20 protein-coding genes and 2 riboswitches are annotated in these 21348 nt (G+C 43.8%); of the genes, 5 read left to right on the top strand and 15 right to left on the bottom strand.

From position 1 onward, the window contains the following. Nucleotides 1-26: 26 nt before the first annotated feature. The 6 genes from cobT to AC1MEO_RS14645 form a co-directional block, all read right to left on the bottom strand. Nucleotides 27-1076, bottom strand: coding sequence for a nicotinate-nucleotide--dimethylbenzimidazole phosphoribosyltransferase (gene cobT, locus AC1MEO_RS14670; protein ID WP_480331613.1), 1050 nt, complete (start codon nt 1074-1076; stop codon nt 27-29). An 86-nt stretch (nt 1077-1162) separates the two neighbouring features. Further along, a riboswitch (cobalamin riboswitch) is annotated at nt 1163-1336 on the bottom strand. A gap of 138 nt (nt 1337-1474) precedes the next feature. Then, the gene (locus AC1MEO_RS14665; RefSeq protein WP_480331611.1) at nt 1475-1885 is read right to left on the bottom strand and encodes a hypothetical protein; all 411 of its coding nucleotides are present in this window, start codon (nt 1883-1885) and stop codon (nt 1475-1477) included. 410 nt (nt 1886-2295) lie between these two features. Continuing rightward, nucleotides 2296-2652, bottom strand: a complete 357-nt coding sequence (locus AC1MEO_RS14660; RefSeq protein WP_480331609.1) for an ArsR/SmtB family transcription factor — start codon at nt 2650-2652, stop codon at nt 2296-2298. Between the two features lie 772 nt (nt 2653-3424). Then, nucleotides 3425-4351 carry a glycine betaine ABC transporter substrate-binding protein gene (locus tag AC1MEO_RS14655; protein ID WP_480331607.1) on the bottom strand — a complete coding sequence of 309 codons (927 nt, stop codon included), beginning with the start codon at nt 4349-4351 and terminating at the stop codon, nt 3425-3427. Nucleotides 4352-4416: 65 nt separating this feature from the next. Beyond that, nucleotides 4417-5277: an ABC transporter permease gene (locus AC1MEO_RS14650; RefSeq protein ID WP_480331605.1), complete on the bottom strand. Its 861-nt coding sequence runs from the start codon at nt 5275-5277 to the stop codon at nt 4417-4419. Further along, nucleotides 5270-6469, bottom strand: coding sequence for a quaternary amine ABC transporter ATP-binding protein (locus AC1MEO_RS14645; protein WP_480331603.1), 1200 nt, complete (start codon nt 6467-6469; stop codon nt 5270-5272). Before AC1MEO_RS14645 ends, AC1MEO_RS14650 begins: the two co-directional genes overlap by 8 nt. 807 nt (nt 6470-7276) lie before the next feature. Between AC1MEO_RS14645 and AC1MEO_RS14640 the strand changes: the two genes are divergently transcribed. Together AC1MEO_RS14640 and AC1MEO_RS14635 are read left to right on the top strand one after the other, a co-directional pair. After that, nucleotides 7277-7696 carry a hypothetical protein gene (locus AC1MEO_RS14640; RefSeq protein WP_480331601.1) on the top strand — a complete coding sequence of 140 codons (420 nt, stop codon included), beginning with the start codon at nt 7277-7279 and terminating at the stop codon, nt 7694-7696. A 56-nt stretch (nt 7697-7752) separates the two neighbouring features. After that, a complete protein-coding gene (locus AC1MEO_RS14635; protein ID WP_480331599.1) occupies nt 7753-9792 on the top strand; it encodes a putative bifunctional diguanylate cyclase/phosphodiesterase in 2040 nt (679 codons plus the stop codon). 145 nt (nt 9793-9937) lie between these two features. Here AC1MEO_RS14635 and bglA read toward each other — a convergent pair whose 3' ends face one another. Continuing rightward, nucleotides 9938-11371, bottom strand: a complete 1434-nt coding sequence (bglA, locus tag AC1MEO_RS14630; protein WP_480331597.1) for a 6-phospho-beta-glucosidase BglA — start codon at nt 11369-11371, stop codon at nt 9938-9940. A gap of 13 nt (nt 11372-11384) precedes the next feature. Then, nucleotides 11385-13271, bottom strand: a complete 1887-nt coding sequence (locus AC1MEO_RS14625) for a beta-glucoside-specific PTS transporter subunit IIABC (RefSeq protein ID WP_480331595.1) — start codon at nt 13269-13271, stop codon at nt 11385-11387. 167 nt (nt 13272-13438) lie between these two features. Between AC1MEO_RS14625 and AC1MEO_RS14620 the strand changes: the two genes are divergently transcribed. Continuing rightward, nucleotides 13439-14140 (top strand): GntR family transcriptional regulator, encoded by a 702-nt coding sequence (locus AC1MEO_RS14620; protein WP_480331593.1) that lies wholly within the window; start codon nt 13439-13441, stop codon nt 14138-14140. Nucleotides 14141-14314: 174 nt separating this feature from the next. Here AC1MEO_RS14620 and AC1MEO_RS14615 read toward each other — a convergent pair whose 3' ends face one another. The 4 genes from AC1MEO_RS14615 to AC1MEO_RS14600 all read right to left on the bottom strand — a co-directional run bounded on the left by AC1MEO_RS14615 (nt 14315) and on the right by AC1MEO_RS14600 (nt 16069). Beyond that, a complete protein-coding gene (locus tag AC1MEO_RS14615; RefSeq protein ID WP_480331591.1) occupies nt 14315-14605 on the bottom strand; it encodes a hypothetical protein in 291 nt (96 codons plus the stop codon). Between the two features lie 250 nt (nt 14606-14855). Then, nucleotides 14856-15023, bottom strand: coding sequence for a Fe3+ hydroxamate ABC transporter substrate-binding protein (locus AC1MEO_RS14610; protein ID WP_480331589.1), 168 nt, complete (start codon nt 15021-15023; stop codon nt 14856-14858). 39 nt (nt 15024-15062) lie between these two features. Continuing rightward, entirely contained in the window at nt 15063-15281 is a 219-nt protein-coding gene (locus AC1MEO_RS14605; protein WP_480331587.1) for a hypothetical protein, read from the bottom strand. A gap of 605 nt (nt 15282-15886) precedes the next feature. Further along, a complete protein-coding gene (locus AC1MEO_RS14600; protein WP_480331585.1) occupies nt 15887-16069 on the bottom strand; it encodes a hypothetical protein in 183 nt (60 codons plus the stop codon). A 162-nt stretch (nt 16070-16231) separates the two neighbouring features. Continuing rightward, nucleotides 16232-16410: riboswitch (cobalamin riboswitch) on the bottom strand. A 174-nt stretch (nt 16411-16584) separates the two neighbouring features. Between AC1MEO_RS14600 and AC1MEO_RS14595 the strand changes: the two genes are divergently transcribed. Both AC1MEO_RS14595 and AC1MEO_RS14590 read left to right on the top strand, forming a co-directional pair. Further along, nucleotides 16585-17526 (top strand): arsenic resistance protein, encoded by a 942-nt coding sequence (locus AC1MEO_RS14595; protein ID WP_480331583.1) that lies wholly within the window; start codon nt 16585-16587, stop codon nt 17524-17526. Nucleotides 17527-18030: 504 nt separating this feature from the next. Continuing rightward, the gene (locus tag AC1MEO_RS14590; protein ID WP_480331581.1) at nt 18031-19440 is read left to right on the top strand and encodes a DHA2 family efflux MFS transporter permease subunit; all 1410 of its coding nucleotides are present in this window, start codon (nt 18031-18033) and stop codon (nt 19438-19440) included. A gap of 93 nt (nt 19441-19533) precedes the next feature. On the opposite strand, the gene AC1MEO_RS14585 is transcribed toward AC1MEO_RS14590, so the two are convergent. From AC1MEO_RS14585 to AC1MEO_RS14575, 3 genes are all read right to left on the bottom strand, one after another. Then, entirely contained in the window at nt 19534-19941 is a 408-nt protein-coding gene (locus tag AC1MEO_RS14585) for a DUF4181 domain-containing protein (RefSeq protein ID WP_480331579.1), read from the bottom strand. A 25-nt stretch (nt 19942-19966) separates the two neighbouring features. Continuing rightward, nucleotides 19967-20182 (bottom strand): DUF6366 family protein, encoded by a 216-nt coding sequence (locus AC1MEO_RS14580; protein WP_480331577.1) that lies wholly within the window; start codon nt 20180-20182, stop codon nt 19967-19969. Between the two features lie 377 nt (nt 20183-20559). Next, nucleotides 20560-21348: an adenylyltransferase/cytidyltransferase family protein gene (locus tag AC1MEO_RS14575; RefSeq protein ID WP_480331575.1), complete on the bottom strand. Its 789-nt coding sequence runs from the start codon at nt 21346-21348 to the stop codon at nt 20560-20562.

The raw sequence follows: 21348 nt of genomic DNA, 5'->3' as shown, positions 1-21348 counted from the left end.
ATCACTGTTTCGATCTTTTTCCCCCATCAAATCTCAAGGCCAACTTCCGAAAAAGTCGCCATTTCTTTCAACATGTTGCAGGCCGCTTCTACAATCGGAAAAGCTAAAGCTGCACCCGATCCTTCTCCAAGGCACATGTCCATATTCAGCATCGGCCGAATGCCCAGCAGCTCACTGGCCCTTTTGCCGCCCGGTTCAGCGCTTGCATGCGAGGCGATCAGATAGCCTTTCACTTTCGGTTCAATCAAAACAGCAAGCAGCGCCGCCACCGTGGAAATATAGCCATCCAGCACAACCGGCACCTGGTTGGCTGCCGCTCCGATCATGACACCTGCCATGCCGCCGATTTCCAAACCGCCCACTTTGGCAAGCACATCAATGGCATCACGCTTATCCGGGCGGTTAGTTTCAATCGCTTGCCTGATGACGGCTGCTTTGTGCGCGATTCCGCCGCGGCCCGTTCCTGCCCCGTTGCCGGTTATCTCTTCCGGCGGAATATTGCCCAGAACAGATAAAATGGCCGTACTTGGCGTCGTATTGCCGATGCCCATTTCGCCAGTCCCCAGCAGATTGGCGCCTTTCAGGATTTCCGCGTTTGCGATTTCTATCCCCACTTCCAGCGATCGGATAGCTTCTTCTCCTGTCATCGCAGATCCTTGTGCGATATTCCCGGCACCTTGCTTGATTTTCCGGTCGATCACTCCGGCATCGCTTGGAAATTCTCCTTTTACACCGATATCCACGGTGACAATTTTTGCGCCGGACGGCTTCGCCAATACACCGACCCCCGTTATGCCTTTTGCAATGAACATCGTCTGTGCAAACGTCACTTCTTGAGGATTGGAAGAAATCCCTTCCTCGTACACTCCATGGTCAGACGCCATCACCACAATCGCTTTTTGGTCTACTGCCGGATACAGTGCGCCATATATTCCAGCCAGCTGTACAGCCAGGTCTTCCAGCTTTCCGAGGCTATGCGGCGGCTTAATCAGGCTGTCCACCCGTTCCCGCGCCTTTTCCATCATTTCCTGATCCAATCCCTCAATACGCCGGATCGTTTGCTGTAATAAATCCATCTTTTTCTTCCCCCTTCTAAAATAAAAAGAAAAAGCCCTCAGTTTATTTGCGTTAACAAATAAACTAAAGACTTTTCCATGATCTATAAGCAGAACATAAGCAGGCAGGTCTCCTGGCTCCGGATCATCATTCTACAGGCCTTCCCAGACAAAATCCAGTGGCTTTTCCATAAAACTCCCCATTACAGTGGCGGGACCGCTGAAGATTTTCACTCCATTCCCTATTCTCCCCGAAGGGCACCTCTTACTGTTATTCAATTTATGTTTCGTTAAGCTTACACTGGATAATCTCAGCCAGTCAAGCTTGCTTTGAAGAGCGGAAAGGCAAACCCTAATGCCTAAGCCATTTTTTCTATTATGGGAATTACATAAGCCAGCAAAAGAATAGCATTCAGACGCTAATAAAGCTTTTCAGACTCCTCTTTGAAAGAGTCATTGTCCACTTTCTGTATCAACACTACCGCTCCAGTTGTTCCATCTATCATGTAACAGGGCTTGATTTCCATTAAGAACCAACAAAGTTCTCCAGGGCTGCCTGCTTGCGACATCTGCCTATAGTTCTTCACCGTTCCATCAAGAACTTCTTTGACGCTGCGCAGCTCTACATTTTTGCCGGCTTCCTGCAGCGATTCCATATAATTCATATTATTCTTCCAAAACGTTTCAGACACTCCGGCTTCCTGGCAATAAGCCATCCATTTTTCATTGGATAGCAAAATATGCCCGGTACCGTCCAATAATATTGCAAATTCATCTATTTCATTAATTGATATATTATCTTGCCTGGGCAACAAGTCCATTTTAGCCACCTATTCTTTCCCCATTTATCCAATCGTACTCCTGAACGAATTAATGGAATTCAAACGGTACAAATAATAGCAGCTTCCTATCTTCAATGTCGCACGAACATAAAACTGATGAAATTAAACAAAGATGGAATTAATGGAATCTGTATGCAGAGCAACCAAACCAATCGTGGATTCCTTTTCCACTTTGCCTCTCCATTTATTCGATTCTCGGTCTAGTAAAAAGGGGCGGATTCGAAAGATTTTCTTTTTAATAATATGAATGCTGCCCACAAAATCCAGGTGGTATAGTCTGAATAAATTAAAGCAGAATGACAACCGCTCGCCGGTGAGAAATATCAGCTCTTTTTTTCGAATAAAGCACTTGGGCATTGATAACATCTGTTGGACCAATGACAAGCATCATTTTTATTTCAGCTATTTGTTTTTTGGTTTTCCATTCCTTCTTCTTCCTCAAACTTATCGAACATCGAAATGGTATTCACCAGATGATCATTAAATATCTGTCGAGCAACTTGGAGCAAATCGCGAATCATCGGATTTTTTAACGAATAGATAACGCGGTTTCCGTCTTTGGTGCCTGAAACAATATTTTTATTCCTTAATATCATCAGCTGTTGGGAAACGGCTGACCCTTCACTCCCGACCCTGCTTTGGATCTCGTTAACACTTTTTTCTCCCTCAGATAATATTTCAAGTATTTTAATTCTTAAGGGATGGGCCAAGGCTTTAAAAAAATCAGCTTTGAACTGCTGCACTTCCAGATTCAAAACAAATCCAGCTCCTTTTCGTAAAATTATTGCGTTATTGAAAGTATCTCCCCCCCTCTAAGAACTAGGGGGAATATGGAATTATTTCCATTTCCAGATTCCTCTCCAGAAGTTTTTGAAAAAGCCGCCGAGCCATACTCTTTAAATTGCCGGTTAAAAAGAAATGCTGCCGCCTACTCTTTCTAAAACTCCTAACATCTTAATATTCAACTATTTGAATATAAAAAATATACATAATTAATTCGAATTTGTCAAATAAGTTGGATGGGATGCGGGTCGCAAAACCGAACAAAATTCGACGTTCAATCGCATCAAACGTCCTATGCCCATCTTTTGCAAATGTAGGTCCAGTACCATTATTTCCCCTTACGGAAGTAACAGTACCGCTAGAGATTCACACTCCATTCCCTACTCTTAAGGCAGGGCACCTCTAACTTTGAGCCATTTAGTACCGCATTGGCATTGCCGTAAAAGCAGGGATCTTGCAAATAAAAATAAAGCAGCCTGAGTTCGTTTGAATATCGAACAAAAGCTGCTCCAGAAAGGACCATTTACCCAAGTAGATACAACAAGAATTTTTTCGGGATAAATAGAGATCTATTCTCCCTAAACATTTGGAAACTTTTTTCAGCGGGGTCTGCAGTCTTGTTATTGGCCGGTTGTTGCAGATCCCGAGCAGGAGGAAAGGATAACCAGAAACAAATAAAACCCCGAATGGCGACACTTATTAAGTGCCTGCCATTCGGGGTTCATTCCCTGCTATAAGAATTACTTATTCAGCCGGTGTTAAATCTTCGATCGAATCGATGTCCATATAAGCTGGAACAACAAATCCGATTTTAGCGCCTTCAAGGTTAACCCCAAGATCGACTACACTGTCGCCATAGGTTTCAAACTGAGTAGCGTGAGTTCCAGGCAACCATGCAGCTACCATTCCATCTGCTTGGCCTTCAGAAACAGCCTGCCACATCACTGCGTTATCAAGTGGCGTCAATGTCACGTCAAAACCTTGGTCTTCCAAGACTTTTCCGACAATGTTCGTTGAAACGACTTCTGTATCCCATTCCACGTAAGCCAACTCAATTTCTGTGCCGTCCACTGCTTCTGTACCGGCTGTCCATTCAGCAACTTTATCACCGTTTTCTTCTATCCACGCTGTTGTAACTTCTTCAACATCCGCGCCTTCTGAAATTTCCAGCATGATGCTTTCAATATCAGCAGACTCCCATTGGAACTGGTCAAGAATGGCATAAGCTTCAGGTTTTTCTTCTTCTAACCCTTCACGTACCATTGTGTTGATCGTTTCAGCATCGCCGAATACACCATTAGGATCTTCAAGGTATTTCAAATCATACTTCTGGAACTTCCAATGCGGGCTCCATCCTGTAACGATGATCGGTTCTTCGTTATCGATCGCTTCGCCTAAAGCTGTTGCCATCGCGCCGCTTGAAGAAGTGACAACTTCCCAGCCTTCAAGGCTTTCGTACTCTTCTGTTGCAGCTTCAGATGCGGCAACTACGCCTGCGCCTGCTTCAATCCCTGTAATTTTATATCCTAATTCTTCACCGTAGTCCACGTCTTCAGAACCGGAACCTTCAGATGTGTCAGAAGCTGCTTCTTCATTTCCACATGCTGCTATGACAAGTGTCAGCATAAGCACGAACATAAGCCCTAAATGTTTCCATTGTGATTTGAACATAAAATAATCAATCTCCTTTTTCTTTAAAATTTATTGGCACTTTTCTTTCAGTAATTCCAGCCCTCTTAGCTTCTCGCTCTTTTCTGTCCAGTGAAACTTTGCGTAAAGCGGTCGATGATGATTGCCAGGATGACAATCCCCAAGCCTGCTACAAATCCAGTTCCTACATCAGCCCGCTGCAAGGAAGAAAGAACTTCCCTGCCGAGACCCGGTGCACCGATCATTGATGCAATAACGACCATCGACAGCGACAACATAACCGTTTGGTTGATGCCGGCCATAATTGTTGGTTTGGCCATCGGCAATTCCACTTTAAAGAGTTTTTGCGAACCCGTGCTGCCGAAAGCTTCAGAAGCTTCCACCAGTTCTTTTGATACTTGCCGTATTCCGAGGTTCGTAAAACGGACAGTCGGAGGAGTGGCGAATATCAATGATGCGAAAATGCCGGGAACCATTCCGATGCTGAAAAATGCGACAGCCGGTATTAAGTAAACAAAAGCCGGCATGGTCTGCATAAAGTCAAGAGTAGGCGTAATGATGCTTTCCGCAATTTTGCTTTTGGACATTAGGATGCCTAGCGGAACCCCGATAATTATCGACAACAAACTTGCGACAAGAACCAATGTAAATGACAGCATCAATTCTTCCCACAACCCCTGATTCCAGACAAGCAGCAGGCCGATAAGAGAAAATGCAGCCAATCCGAATCGTTTCCCACTGATTAAGAATGCCAGGACGGCAACGATCAAGATTACAATTGGCGGCGGAACCGCGGCAAGCATGTCTGCCAAGGTTTCCAAGCCGTCCGCAAATTCATTTTTAAGGGGATTGAACAGAAATGCGAATGCATCTGAGATCCAATCCGTGAAATCTGAGACTAACGAAGCTAACGGAAGTTCCGGTATATTTTCCATGAAATTAAGCATAGTTGCGATTCACCTCGCTTTGGCCAGCAAGTGCCGAAATGACGGCACCGCGTACGATGATGCCAAGCAATTTTCCGTCTTCCACAACCGGAATCGGCACCGGGGAATTATGGCTGATTTCAAATATGGCATTCATTAAGGTGTCTTTCGTGACTGTCGGTGCATCGGTCTTCAGGATTCCCTCGAGACTTCTCACTTCAGCTGTCAACGCCACAGAAGCGTCATCGGCTGTTACGTAGCCTTTCAGGTTCCGCTTGCCATCTGTCACGTAAATGCTTGATATGCCTTCTTCTTTCATTCTTTCTAAAGCGACACGCGGGCCATGTTTGTCGATATTGATCGTTTCAGGGCGTTTCATGATATTGAACGCGGTCAATACTTTTGAGCGGTCGACATCCTGAACGAATTTTTTAACATAATCATTTGCCGGATTCACCAAGATTTCTTCCGGTGTACCGACCTGCACGATAGAACCGTCTTTCATCAACGCAATTTTATCGCCGATGCGCAAAGCTTCGTCCAAATCATGCGTGATGAAAATGATGGTCTTCTTCATGGTTTCCTGCAGATCCAATAATTCATCCTGCATTTCTTTTCGGATCAGTGGATCAAGTGCGGAAAATGCTTCGTCCATCAGCATGACTTCCGGGTCGTTTGCCAGTGCTCTGGCTAGTCCGACACGCTGCTGCATGCCCCCTGAAAGCTGGGATGGCACTTGTTCTATGTATCCGCCCAAGCCGACCATTTCCAAAGATTCTTTTGCTTTTTTGTGCCTTTCCGCTTTATCGACCCCTTGAATTTCCAAGCCATAAGCGGCATTGTCCAACACGGTCAAGTACGGGAAAAGAGCAAAGTTTTGAAACACCATACTCATTTTTGTCCGGCGTACTCTGCGCAGGTCTTTTTTGTCCATCGCTGCGAGATTTTCACCGTCTATGTAAACTTTTCCTTCTGTCGGATCGATCAACCGGTTCAATAAACGGACCAAAGTCGATTTCCCGCTGCCCGAAAGCCCCATGATGACAAAGATTTCGCCGGCCTCCACTGAAAATGAAGCACGATTGACGCCTACTGTGCTCCCCGTCAACTTCAGGATTTCTTCTTTCGACTTTCCTTCGCTGAGCAATTTCAACGCTTGTTTGGTATTTTTACCGAATACTTTCGATAATCCTTCTACTTCAATAATCGACATATCTTGCTCACCTCTCTGCTATTCAATTTATTGCATGGATAGAAGAGCAGTTCATCGCATCTATTCATCTATCTTCCATAACAACTGTATTCACTCAATTACTAGGCCTTTTGGAAACCCTATCCTAATAAAAAATGATTTATTACCTATTATTTCCATCAACCGAATTATCACTTGTCCCACTATACGCACAATTTCCTATCATTACAAATGTTGCAAGGAGATTTATCTCTTTAAAAAGAAAATTTTGACGTCTTCAATTTCTCTTAGAACCACCTATGATTTCTTTCATCCTTTTGTTTATTTTTTATAGAAAGACGCTCTTGGCAGTGGTTAGAGCCGGATAAAAATGTTAATTTTTTGATTTTGTTTTTTTGAAACAGTCCATGGAGCTATACCGCGAAAAATTTTTTATTTTTTTTTCAAAAGTCGATTTTCTGCGCTTAATGACAATTATTTCTTTGGAATTCCCCATTTAAAATTCCAAGTCAGATAAGTTAAACCAAGAAACCTGCTTTGCTCCCATCCTGCGGGCGCGAAAGCGGAGCTGGCTTATAGAATATGAATATCAGCAGGCACAGAGCAGGCGTACAGCTTATGAAGTTCAAGGCAAGTGAAAGTAGCTTATTAGTACGATTTCAGCTCTAAAACTTATTTAAATTAGTTATATTTACCTATTAATAATTATACAAATCAAGGATATAATACCTCTTTCATGGAAATTAATTACTGCCAATATATTTTTTAAGAATAATTGTTTTTGACTTCTTAAAAGCTGTATTCAAACTTGAAAGAGAGGTCACCCCATTGTTTATTTTTAGAAAGAAACCTTCTTTAGCTGATGCTGATATTGAGAAGTTGAAGAAATTTGTAGGAAATACAATCGAGGCAATGCTTTTGACAAAAGAAGAGACGCTCAACATATCAGAAAGATATAAGTTAGTTTTGGTGTACTCTTGGGGAGGCGATTATATGGAAGGTTCCATTTTTCAGTGGTCCAGTTTTCAGTTGTCTGAAAAAGGGTTGCGGAGTTTAACCAAAGCCCCCTTATATACTGCAAAACATTATTTCAATAAAAAGAACAACTCTATTGAGCATATTGACGATAAAGAAATCAAAGCCATGTCCCATTCTGAACTTCTCCTTTTTAATGGTTTATGTAAACTGATTCAAACATTTGAAGTCGAAGTAAACTCTTCCAACCACTATTGTTGTGTATGGAAATAACAAGTTTTATCAGGAATCGGTAGGACAATAAAACATCAGGCGAAGGATGGGATCTGTTGGACAAAAATACTGGACTACTTCAGGAATTGATAAATACAAATAACGAGTTCCTGATTGCTATTGATGGGAATGGCCTGATTCTTCGAGTAAACCAGGCATGGCTGGATTTCTGCACCGATCATGGCGTAATAGAATCCTTATGGAAAATAGGGGCTGACTACCTTGGGCAAATGGAACGGACCGACAAAGAAAAAATCCATCATCCCCTCAAGTGTTTACTGGCAAAAGAGATAAGCGAATACAAACAGATGGTCCCGTTCCCTCTCGGAAATGGCGATACTCAATGGTTTCAGGTCAATGCGCGGAGAGTTAAAGGTTCTTTTGGCCATTTGCAGGGCGCCATTGTGAACCCTAAGCCTATTACGCTTCATGCTACTCAGCCCATCACGGCAGAAACCATCCTGGAAAGCATGTCAGACGGATTTTATCTCTTGGATGATCAGTTTCATGTCGTTTATATCAATGAGGTCGCGGAAGATTTGCTTCAGTGTGAACGGAGAAATGTCATTGGACGAGGGTTGTTGGAGCAGTTTGCAGGCGCGATCGGCACCGCATTCCATTACCAATATGAACGGGCATTGAAAGAAAAGATCACCGTAGAATTTGTCGAGTATTACAAATCACTCGATGCGTGGTTCCAGGTCAAAGTCTGCCCGTTGGAGAAAGGCGGCCTGGCGGTATATTTCCAGGATGTCAGTGACCGGAAACAAACAGAAGAACAGTTGCTGAAATCTGTTTACCACGATTATTTGACAGGGCTGCCAAATCGTAAATCCCTCAATCAAACCACTCGCTTGCTGCTGGACCAAGGCGAAAAGATTTCGATATTCCATATCAATCTGGATAATCTAAACTTTATTAATGCAGTTCATGATTACACTACCGGCGACGATATCATAAAAAAAGCGGCAGAAGAATTAACGAGGCTAATCGGAGACAAATCCCAGCTTGCACGTATGGACGGAAACGAATTCATTATCCAAAAAGAAGACGGGCCAAGAGATGAATTGGCACTGTTTGCTGAACAAATTGAAAACATCTTTTTTAACCCCCTTGTCCTGGAAAATGAACAAGCAATTCAGGTCCATGTCAGCATCGGTATTGCTTGCTGCCCCTCTGATTCACCAAAATTGAATGAAGTTTGTTCGTATGCTGAAATGGCTATGCGTGAAGCAAAAACAAATCGTGGCTCTTCTTATGCCTTCTTCCATCCAACGATGAGGACTTTACACAACCGCAGATCAACCCTCCAAAAAGGACTAGCCGGCAATCTGAAGGAAAATGGCTTTTACTATACCCTGCAACCACAGATTGAAGGGAATACAGGAGCTATTGTCGGTGTTGAAGTCCTTTCGCGATGGATTCATCCCGAACTTGGAAGCATTTCGCCGCCGGAATTTATCCAGCTAGCTGAAGAAACCGGTGATATTATTCGATTGACCACTCACTTGCTCAACGAGGTCTTTGTTCAATTGAAAGATTGGGAAGAAAGATTTGGCTGGAATTTGCGTACTGCTTTTAATATGACTCCTTCTCTTCTCAACAATCCAACTTTCTTTGATCATTTCTTTGACTTGATAGATCATTATCAAGTCGATCCTACTTTGATTGAAATTGAAATTACCGAGCAGGCAGAATTGACCTATTCATCGAAAACACTGGAGACCCTGATTCTCTGTAAATCCAAGGGAATTTCCATCGCCATTGATGATTTTGGAACCGGATTTTCGATGATTTCGTACTTAACCAGTTTTCCGATCAATAAAATTAAAATCGACAAATCCTTTGTTGAAAAAATTGGGCAGGACCGAAAATCAGAGGCAGTTTTAAAGTCGCTCATTCACTTGGCCAAAAGCATCGAATGTGACTTGGTGGCTGAAGGTGTCGAGCGGATTGAAGAAGCGGATTTTCTACGCGCTAACGATTGCAGCGTTTTCCAGGGGTATCTATTCGATAAACCATTGAATACCGGAGATTTTGAAAAGAAATATCTACAGGAACGCTTCAAATTTCCTCATGCAAATAACCGATGCTGACCTATTCCAGAATAAAACCGAAAAAAATGTGCTGCAAAAAACTCCCCCTTCCCCATCTACAAGAACGATTCATAGAAATGAAAAAAGGAAAGAAGCTGCACATCAGCTTCTTTCCTTTTAACAGTGTGATCAATTTGTATTACAGTTATTCGCCATTCGTTTGAATCACGTTTTTATACCACTCAAATGAGTCCTTTTTGGAACGCTTCATGGAACCGTTCCCTTCGTTGTCACGGTCAACATGGATCATGCCGTAGCGTTTTTTCATTTCACCTGTTGTAAACGAAACGATGTCAATGATGCCCCATGGTGTGTAGCCCATCAGCTCAACGCCATCATACGTGACTGCTTTTTTCAAGGCTTCGATATGGGATCTTAAATAATCTATTCGCTGCGCATCGTGGATCGAACCGTCTTCTTCCACTGTGTCAATGGCACCAAAACCGTTTTCGACGATGAATAACGGAATCTGGTATCGGTCGTAAAGACGGTTCAAGGCATACCTCAAACCCGTTGGATCGATTGCCCAGCCCCAGTCGCTTGACTGGATGTAGGGATTTTCCACGCCATTCGGCAATCCACCATTGACGATGTTGCCAAGATTGTCATTTTGGACGTCGCTCTTCACGGTGGTGGACATGTAATAACTAAAGCCCAGGTAATCGACTTTGCCATCTTTCAGGATTTCGTCGTCACCCGGTTCAATTTGGATGGTATAGCCTTCCCGCTCAAATTCTTTTAACACGTAATTCGGGTAAAAGCCGCGTACATGTACATCCGGGAAGAAGTAGCGCTGTCTCATTTCCTCTTCCGCGAGCATCACATCTTCCGGATTTGAAGAATACGGATAAATCGGCACATGGGAAACCATGGCTCCGATCAGAAATTCAGGATTAATGGCTTTTCCTTTGGATACGGCCAATGCGCTGGCGATCAATTCGTGATGGCCGGCCTGGTACATCACTTCTTTGGCATTTTCTCCTTTTTCCACGACCACCCCCGAGTTTGTCCACAAGAAAATAGGGTTGTTGACATCCATCTTGTTGTTGATTTCATTGAACGTCATCCAGTACTTCACTTTGTCCCGGTAACGGGTAAAACAAACTTCCGCGAATTTGACGAAATGGTCCACAACTTTACGGCTTCGGAACCCGCCGTACTCTCTTGCCAAATGGAGCGGCATTTCAAAATGGGAAAGCGTGATGACCGGTTCGATTCCGTGCTTCCGCAATTCATCAAACACATTGTCATAGAACTTCAACCCTTCTTCACAAGGCTCTGCTTCGTCGCCTTTGGGGAAAATCCGGCTCCACGCGATGGACGTCCGCAGACACGTCAATCCCATTTCGGCAAACAAAGCGATATCTTCTTTGTATTTACTGTAGAAATCTATGGCTTCATGGTTTGGATAAAACTTATCCCCTTCAATGGTTTCTGTGATTTCACGTGCCACACCATGCGCACCGGCTGTCATGACATCCACAACGCTCGGCCCTTTCCCGCCTTGGTTCCAGCCGCCTTCAAATTGATGAGCAGCTAAAGCGCCGCCCCATAAAAAATCATTTGGTAATTTACCCATTTTATCTCTCTCCTTATTTAACTACTGTCAGTAATTTGTCGCCTACAAGGCCGTCCAGAATATTTTCGATGATCACTTCTTTGTAAGAATCCGTGTTCGTGATAATCAGCGGTGTTGTGATCCTGATGCCTTCGTTTTGGATGAATTCCCGGTCGAATGTCATCAGCAGATCGCCTTTTTTGATTTTTGCGCCGTCTTCCACATGAAGTGTGAATGGTTTTCCTTTCAGCATAACCGTATCCAGGCCGACATGCACAAGCAATTCAGCACCAGAATTTGAACGTAAGCCGATGGCATGTTTGGTCAAAGCGATCATCACCACGGTTCCGTCAAACGGCGCATACAATTTATTGTCCAGCGGCTCTATGGCAACCCCCTGGCCCATCGCACCTGAACTGAACACTTTATCCGAAACCTCCGAAAGCGGAATTACCTGTCCTCTCAACGGTGCATGGATGGACTCTTCATTTAAATTCTGCAAATCCAGTTCGGGTTGCCGAGTTGCCGGTTCTTCAGTAACTTTTTCCGCTGCATTCTCACCAAATCCGAAAATTTGAATCAAGACGATGGGCAGAACAATGGCAATCGCAGAACCGATCAGGATTCCCCAAATTGATGACGGGAAGTCCGGGCTGATTCCATTGACGATCGTTAACGGACCAGGCAAACCCGCGTAAGCAAAGTAGTTCGGGTTGAAGAAACTTGCCGTTACGGCACCTGCAGCACCCGCGATGCTTCCGAAGATGAATGGTTTCTTGAACTTCAATGTAATCCCGTAAATAGCCGGTTCCGTAATACCGAACAAGCCGGTTATTCCTGCTGAAACACCCAGCTTCTTGGTTTCCTGGCTTTTCGTTTTAAGGATGACGCCCAGTACAGCACCGATTTGGGCGATGACCGCAATGGTTTGGTACGCCTGGAAAGAATCCCTGCCATACAAGTCAAAATTCGCCAATACCATGGGCGTTACACCCCAGTGAATACCGAAAATGACGAGGACCTGCCAGAATCCTCCGATGAGCGCCCCCGCTACAGCCGGCGCGTTTTCCGCCAAGAAGTTATAGCCATTCGCGATTCCGTTTGCACCTAATGTCGAAAGTGGCCCGATTAACAGAATCGTCAACGGCACCATAACGACCAGGCATAGGAGTGGAACAAACAACGGCCGGACGACTTCGTGTATGCGTTTACTTAAGAATCGTTCCAGGTGGGACAAGATCCAGACCAGAAATAATGGCGGCAATACAGACGATGTGTAAACTGTCTGGGATAAGGCCATTCCAAGGAACGTGATGGCTTCTCCTTCTGCAATTCTTCCGGCCATCTCTGTCCAGGTCGGGCTGACCAGCGCCGCACTCGCAGCAACGGCTATAAACGTATTGCTCTTAAAATGCTTTGACGCTGTGATGGCGATGAAAATCGGTAAAAACGTAAACGGCGCCCACGAGATAAAGCTGAACACTTCATAGGTTCCGGTTTCTGCAAAACTGGGAAACAACAAATTCAGTAAGATCAACGACCCCTGCAATATACCGGCTGCCGCTAAAATATAAATGAATGGCGCAAAAACAGCTGACATCGTTGCAATGACGCGATTTAAAATGGTCCCTTTGTTTTCAGTGGCATCATCCTCAACATCCAACTGCACCAAGTTTGAAAACTCTTCGAAAACTTCCCCCACATGCTGGCCGATTACCACTTGGAACTGGCCGCCATTTTCCACAACTGTAATAACCCCAGGCATTTCCGATACAATCGCTTTGGCTTCCGGCTTAGAACGCTTTAAGACAATCCGAAGTCTCGTTGCACAACGTGCAGCACTTGCCACGTTCTCCTCCCCGCCTACTGCCTCCAATATGTCTTTCGCAAGTTTTGAATAATCCCTAATTGTTGCTCCCATTTGTTTCACCCCTTTGTTTGAATACTCTTTATATTAATTGTACCGGTACAATTAATCAAGTACCTAACAAAATAATTGTTAGTGAAAAATTTAATTAGATGAGCTTCAAAGGAATTCATGCTATAATTCGGGTATCTTTTCAGACAAGAAAGCAAAGAGGTATGTATATGCTAAAATATCAGCACATCGCAGAAGAACTGGAAAATTACATAGAAGAGCATAAGCTTCAGCAAGGCGATAAGCTGCCTGTACTGCAGGATCTGATGACCCAATTCAATGTCAGCAAAAGCACTGTGACAAAAGCGTTGGATTCATTGGAGAAAAAAGGGGTTGTATTTCAAGTGAGAGGCAGCGGAATCTTCGTCAGGCGGCATAAACGAAGTGGCTATATCAGCCTTCTTTCAAATCAAGGATTCAAAAAAACACTGGAAGAATTTCAGATCACCTCAAAAGTGATCCAACTGGATGTGCGAAAACCGACCAAAGAAGCGGCACTGAATTTGAATATCGGCCTCAATGATGATGTTTACTATGTCAAAAGGATCCGTTTTATCCAAGGCCAGACCCTGTGCCTGGAAGAATCGTATTTCAATAAATCAATCGTCACTTACCTGAACACCGAAATTATTACGGAATCGATCTTCAATTACATTACCGAAGGGTTAGGGTTAAGCATCGGGTTTGCGGATACGTTCCTGCATGTCGACAAATTGACCGCCGAAGAAGCGAAGCATCTGGAACTGCTGGAAGGCGATCCTAAACTATATGTCGAATCCATTTTCCACTTAACCAATGGCCAGCCCTTCGACTTTTCCAAAGTGACCTATAACTATGTCCAGTCGCAGTTCTTTCTTCAAGCCGCTTTGTAATAACTAGCGGGCTAGAGACAAATTGATCGATGGACATGGATGGCACGCGCAGAGAGCACTCAACCAAATAACCTATTCTCGTAAAGAAACCCTTCAGAAAAAATTCTGAAGGGTTTCTTTCGCACCTGAAATAGATTTTCTTCTGCCTGTTGATTGGCTCTTTTGCTTTTCCTACTAAATAATCGACGCTGCTTTTTTCTGTTTGCTGCATCTTTTGCATGTGTAGACATACAGCGCCGGGACTTCACCGTCTCGGCTGCCTCGCTCGTATCTATGCAGACCGACCCTGCATAGAAGGCTGTTTTCTTTATGGGTGGCCAGCAACGAAACGATCAGACCGATAGAACCGACAGCAATCAGCAGATAAGGCGCATTGTATAAATTGAATGAGCGGTCGACTTTGGCCAGAAGAAGCACTGCGCCGAACAAAATAAAAAAGGAAAAGAGCGTTTTCAATTTCGCCAACAAAAGAAAGCCCCCTTTGGATTTTTTACTTGTACCCTTCATATACCCTAATTTTTTAAGATAAAAAAAGAAAGAATACTATAGGAGAAAACTTTTCTTATAGGTTTCAGCAGCCTTATTAGTGGCTGGCTGCCCATTAGGATGGACTTAAAGACAAGGAGGATGACAAGACCGGAAATAGGATGCAGCGCGGGATTTTCCCTGTCCTGCTTTTTTAGGTGCATCAACAGTTGCCCAGGATCAGAATGGTTCACTTTTTCGTGTAGCAGCCTTCGCATATAAACCGGCCTTCGTTCTTTAAATAGGCTTTGATCTCCGTAAAGCCTTTTCTTTTCGGGTAGCGCATTTTGATGAAGACAATTTCATCCCCTTTGACTTCTTTGTTGCAGACGGAGCAGGTGGGGTTTTCATTGAACATTGCAATCGCCTCTTTTTTGGGTTTTGGAAAGCTCTGGATTCATTGTTTCGAGTGGATTTTGCCGTCGGCCTTCCTTAGCCGATTGAGCGCGATGCTTGAAACAAGCGAAACCAGAATCAGCAACAAGGGGAGCTGCAGTAAAAGCTGTGTGTTTGCCACTGATGGATTGTTATACGTATGGATACTGATTCCGATGGATAGAAGAGCGGAAGAAACCCCAAGAATCACCAAGATCCATTTTAAGAATTTTCTATTCATCTTGCATCACCTCGACATTTTCTTTTTCACCAGTGAAAAGATAAAAACTACCGCTATGAAAAATAAAACCGTGTAGATGACATCGCCTATATTGATCAAATTGTCTCCTCCTTTCATGCATTTCCATTCTGATTTCTGCTTAATGCGTTATGTAGACACAACAAGGTCTTTAAAAAACGTAATGGGACAGAACGAAAACGACCGTTGCTATTAAAATAGGGAGCCAGAGCCACTCAAGCCATTTCCTATCGAACTTTTTCTCCCTCTCCGTTTTCTCGAAGAACGTATTCGACCAGGCCAATGACACAGAGGCCACTAAAAAAGCAATGAGTGTAAAAAAACCGCTAAAGTGCAGGGAAAAAATCAGCAAAGACCAAAGCACGTAGCGTGTGGTCGTGTGAGCAAAAAGAGCCATGGTGAAAACCTCCTCCTTCTGTATACGGGTTGGGTCTTATTTAGTTGCGTTTTTCCTTGTATTTTCCTTATCTCAGTTGATCTGTCGAGCATTATCGATCGGTTAGAAAAAGAGAAGCTGCGGGTGCCAGCTTCTCTTTTTGGTATTACCCGTTCCAAATTCCATCCATTTTCCTTCTGACGCTTTTCAATTAACCCAGTAATTCCTTTTTCACTTTCAGATAGGCAGCGTTGATCGCAGTATAATCTTTTTTGTTTTCGTCAATCAACTGCTGCAGAGAAGATTTTAGGTCCATTGATTTTCCTTCCAGCATACTTTGCATAATACACCCTCTGAACTGCTCTTCATAAAAAGCACTGGATTGTGACAGCATTATTTAATTCCTCCTTCCTTGTGTTTTACATAACCCAAATAAAAAAGGCTATTTCTGATTTCCAGAAATAGCCTTCCACTTTTTATGCATAAGAAAAAAACGTCAAAGTCTCGTTAAACGTCTGATTCGCACAAAGCACCACCTATTTCCACGCAGGTATTTGGTGTGTACTGGAACTAGGCAGGTCTCCTGACTTCTCATCAACGCTCATCATGCCTTCCCGTTTTCACAGTGGCTTGTTATGACTCGCTCCGAATTTACAGTTGCGGGACAGTGTTGGATTTTCACCAAGCTTCCCTTTTAAGCTTACTTTCGCAAGCACCTATTCCTACACGTTATGTAATTAATGTTACTATACCACAAAATCAATAAACCGATTAAGGGGTTCTTTTAGTAGATGCTTCGCAACTCATTTTCTTCTATATAATGAGTTGCCTTTACTTGAGTCTACTCGCGTCGGCTATGCTACTATTAAAATCAAAGTCCATTCTGGTCGAGTCAGGTGTGAATTTACGATGAATTTAATTGAAAAACTATATACGCTCATTATTTTAGCGGCGGCAGTGATCGGCATTGGCCTAGGGCAAATCGCAGTGATCCAGGAAAATGCAGAGTATTTTATCGTTCCTTTGCTGATGCTGATGCTCTACCTGACCTTTTTGCAAATTCCGCTGCCTCAAGCGATGCAGGCTTTTAGAAACAGAAAATTCGCCTTCGCTTCCCTGCTCATCAACTTTTTATGGACCCCTCTTCTGGCCTGGTTCTTGGCTTCCCTGTTTCTTGGAGACCAGCCGGCTTTGTACATTGGATTTATCATGTTGATGGTGACGCCTTGTACAGATTGGTATTTGGTGTTCACTGGCATCGCTAAAGGGAACGTCGCCCTGTCCGCTGCCATCCTCCCAGTAAACCTGATTCTCCAAATTGTGCTGCTGCCGCTTTACCTGTTCCTTTTCAGCGGCGCAGCGGGAGCAGTCGAATGGTCATTTTTAATGGAGAGCATCCTTTTTGTGTTGCTGCTTCCCTTGCTGCTCGCCATCGCTACGAAAGCAATCGGCAGCAAGAGTCCATGGCTGATCGAAAACCTGACCGCTAAATTGAGCGCATTGCCCCTGGTTTTCCTAAGCCTGGCCATCACAGCGATGTTTGCTTCGCAAGGTACACTGCTGCTCGGTAATTTTGATTTATTGGGTCAGCTCCTTGTGCCCATCTTCCTGTTTTTTACGGTGAATTTCATTGTCTCCCAAACCACCGGCCAGCTGTTGAATTTTTCCTATGCCGACAAAGCCAGCCTGAGCCTCACGACATTGGCAAGAAATTCACCCATCGCACTGGCAATTGCCATGACCGCATTTCCAGATCAGCCGCTGATTGCATTAACGCTGGTGATCGGCCCCTTGCTCGAGTTGCCGGTTCTTGCAGCCATTTCACAGCTGCTGCTTGTGTTCCGTAAATAAGGAAAACGGGAAAGCACAGTCGACTGGGAAATAGTCGACTGTGCTTTTTACAATGGCGCTTACAGAAATAAAATCCGATTTCATTTTTTATTTCACAATTATTTTTCTGCCACTATTTTGTTTCATGGCCAAATAAACTATTGAATTTTGATGATTTTTGGTAGCACATTTCAAAATCGAGCTCTAGCCCTTACGGCAGTAGGTGTTTCTTGCAAATGCCAAATCACTCTCGAGCCATGCACACTGAATAGAAGCGTTTTCATTTTTAGTTGCGTGTTCCAATCGTTCTAGACCTTCTATTTACAGTGAATTTTTGGAAGAAATTGTGTCTGAATTTCCATAATCATTCCAAATATCGCCTAAATAGTATTGAGTTCTTATAAGAGTTTTTGTATAGTTGCAAAGTGACTCAACGGCTTTAGTGAAAAACACCCCTTTAATTGGAAGATGTATTTGAGAAATCCGGCAAGTCAAAATCATATATAGATAGAAGGAAATCAAGTTATGAAATCTCATGTGCAAGTAAAAAAGCCGAAAACCATGGCTGCTATTTTAATGATTGGATCGTTTATCGGCTTATTCGGTGAAACCGCATTGAACATGGCGTTGACGAATATTATGGAAGACTTCGCCATCAGCGCGGGGAAAGCGCAATGGCTGACGACAGGTTATTTATTGGTATTAGCCATATTAGTGCCTTTGTCTGCGTATTTGGTGCGCTGGTTTACGACACGCCAATTGGTCGTCGCCGCATTAGCCATTTCTTCACTGGGGGCAATGCTTGCCGCTTTGGCTCCAAGTTTCGCTGTCCTGTTGACCGGCCGTTTGGTTCAAGCGATCGGTACAGGGATTTTCCTGCCGCTCATGTTCAGTGTGGTCCTGCTGATTTTCCCGATCCAGAAACGGGGATCGGTGATGGGGATTGTCGGCTTGGTCATTACTGCGGGACCCGCTTTAGGCCCGACCTTCAGCGGGTTGATCATCAGTGCCAGCAGCTGGCATTATATTTTCTGGGTGATGGTCTTATTAAATGCCTTGCTCTTGATCGGCGCGTTGACCATCGAAAATGTCTCGGATATTACCAAACCCAAAATTGATATCGGGTCGTTGCTGCTGTCGACCATCGCTTTTGGAGGCATCATCTACTCTTTATCGACATTGGCCGAAACACCGTTTACAGAGCCGATTGTCTGGGCTCCACTCGTGGCAGGTGCAACCGCTTTAGGGCTGTTCATCGTCCGCCAGCTGAAGATGCCGCAGCCGATGGTCAACTTACGTGTCTTCCAATATCCGATGTTCGCACTGGGAACCTTGCTGATGTTCATCACCCTCTTCGTCATTCTTTCCGTGGCAATCCTGATTCCGATCTACTTGAAGAGTGTCCTGGCTTATACATCAATCGCCGCTGGTTTGTTGATGCTGCCCGCCAACTTATTGAACATCATCATGGCACCGATTGTCGGGTCCAATTTTGACCGGGTAGGCGCCCGCATCTTTACACGCCTCGGGTTTGCATTTATTACGGTAGCGGCCATTGGCTTCCTTTTGATCCTTTCAGCCACTACACCCGTTTGGCAGGTTATCGCCGCTCTTTGTGTGCTGTTCTTAGGGATTTCGATGACCATCATGCCTGCACAGACCCATGCGATGAATCAGCTGCCGCCAAAGCTGTACGCAGATGGTTCAGCCGCCATGAATACCCTGACACAGGTGGCAGGAGCTGCAGGTACGGCGATTGCCATCACCTTGTTTACAGCTGGGCAAAAGAGCTATATCGCCGAATTTGGAGCAGCCAATCCTGCAGAGTTTTTGGCATCCGGCACCCATACCGCGTTTTATGCGGTATTAGCGGCTGCGGCCATTGGCTTGATCGGTTCCCTGTTCATCAAAAACAACCGGGAAGTCGTTAAATAAAATACAAACACACCAGTCCTTTGATAGGATTGGTGTGTTTTTGGGATTTTATTGTTTTACTCGCAGCAATGTCTTCCGCTGCAGAATAAGCTTTTAATACCCCAGGTTCAGCAGGTCATACTGAATGGCCAGAGCCAGTGCTAGTGCAAAAACAAGCATCTCCCCGATTGTGAGGATCGCCTGCTTCGGATGATCCGAGTATCTCCACTCAAAAAACGCCCTTACCGCATAGTCTATTACCATGAGCAGCACAATTGGAACGAGATATAAGATGATGGAATACTCTTTGAAAATGACCAAGTACAAAATGACAATCAGCACAATCGTCGATAGAATCCTAACAACCCAATCGACTTTTTGATGCACCTTGTTGACGTGGTTATAAGAAAACCACTCCGTTTTTTCTTTCTCAATCTTGAAAAGCTTTCTCAAGGTAAATTTCACCAAAGCCAGCAAGGTGAATAAAATAACTAGAGACAAACCAATGTTCAACCAGACCATATCATTTCCTCCTCGAATAATTTTTTTAACTGAAGAAGAATTGATAGACGATGTAGCCTAAAAATAAGATCAGAAGCAACAGTAACATGCCTCTCCAGCTCATGTCACCAGCAATGTCCGTTAAATTGCCGTTTCCGGCGCCGTTATCCAAGCCATCGCGCATGGATCCTCCTGGATTCTGTTTCAGCTCATTTTGCCTCAAGCGTTCTCTTTTTTCTTTTGCAGTTCCTTTTGGGTCCATGTGCTATTTCCTCCTTAATTTATTGTTAATCCAATTATTGGTTAATTCTATTATGACATAGATATCTTTTTCTTTATCGTCTCAAAAAAAGATAAGAGGCGCGGAGGACTTATATTATGAATGCGGAAACTATAGAAATCCTTGCTGCTATTTTTTACTAGCCTGTTATTTCATCACTTTAGTTTCCTCAGTTAAATTAGAAATATAAAAAGCAGTCCACCTTTCAGGTGGACTGCCGGATTAAACAATTTTATAAAGAGAAACTTCAGCCAGTGGATGATTCTTCACCCCCACTGATTGTTAGTCCATCCAATCGGACCTTTGCGATCAGTAGGGTAGGGAATTCAAAATAGATGCTTGAAATCGAAGAACCGCCATCAGCTCAACACTGCTTCCAATTGATCAACCCATTGAATGGTCAATAATTTCGGCAGGGCGGCCATTTCATAATTCAAGTGGATGTATTTTTTGCATTTGACTGTTGCTATACATTCTATAGTAGAATTCCATGTTTCAACCAACACTTTATACTTGCCAATATTCGGCAAAGAATAATTGGGAAGCAGTCCATTCTTCTGGCAATACTTCGTTTTATGGTAAGAGCCCAATAAACTTGGCAACTCACTCAGTTTTCGGTCCGTTAAATGCTGTCGAATCATCGTCGAGCTGATTTTTTGTTCATTCCATTTTAATTCTTCTACTATTGTAAGGCCTACTTGCTTCACAGTCGCATAAGCCGCCAATGTATCAACCGTGCCCTTGGCCTTTGTGCCATAGGTATAATCGAATCCGCAAACGATTTCCTGGGCATTCAATCCGCTAATGTAGTCATCTAAAAAATCGCCGGCTTCCACTTTCGCCAATTCTTTCGTGAATTCCACCACATAGAATACATCCACTCCAAGCTTTTCCAGCTTTTCGGCTTTTTGCTCCAGGGGCTCTAAATAAGAAACTTCTTTATCCGGAAACAGCACCGATTTCGGATGCGGGAAAAAAGAGAGAACCGCCAATGACAAATTTCGTGTGTCCGCTTTTTCTTTAGCTGTCTGGATTACTTTCTGATGCCCCAAATGCACACCATCAAAATAACCAAGTGCCATGGCTGCATCTGGAGCTGACTGTTTGATCTCCTGTAAGTTATGAGCATTCACGTAGATGATTTGCAT

Source organism: Planococcus sp. BI3, from assembly GCF_056680115.1.
The sequence above is the reverse complement of the archived record's forward strand: the minus strand, read 5'-3'. Positions and strand labels throughout refer to the sequence as shown.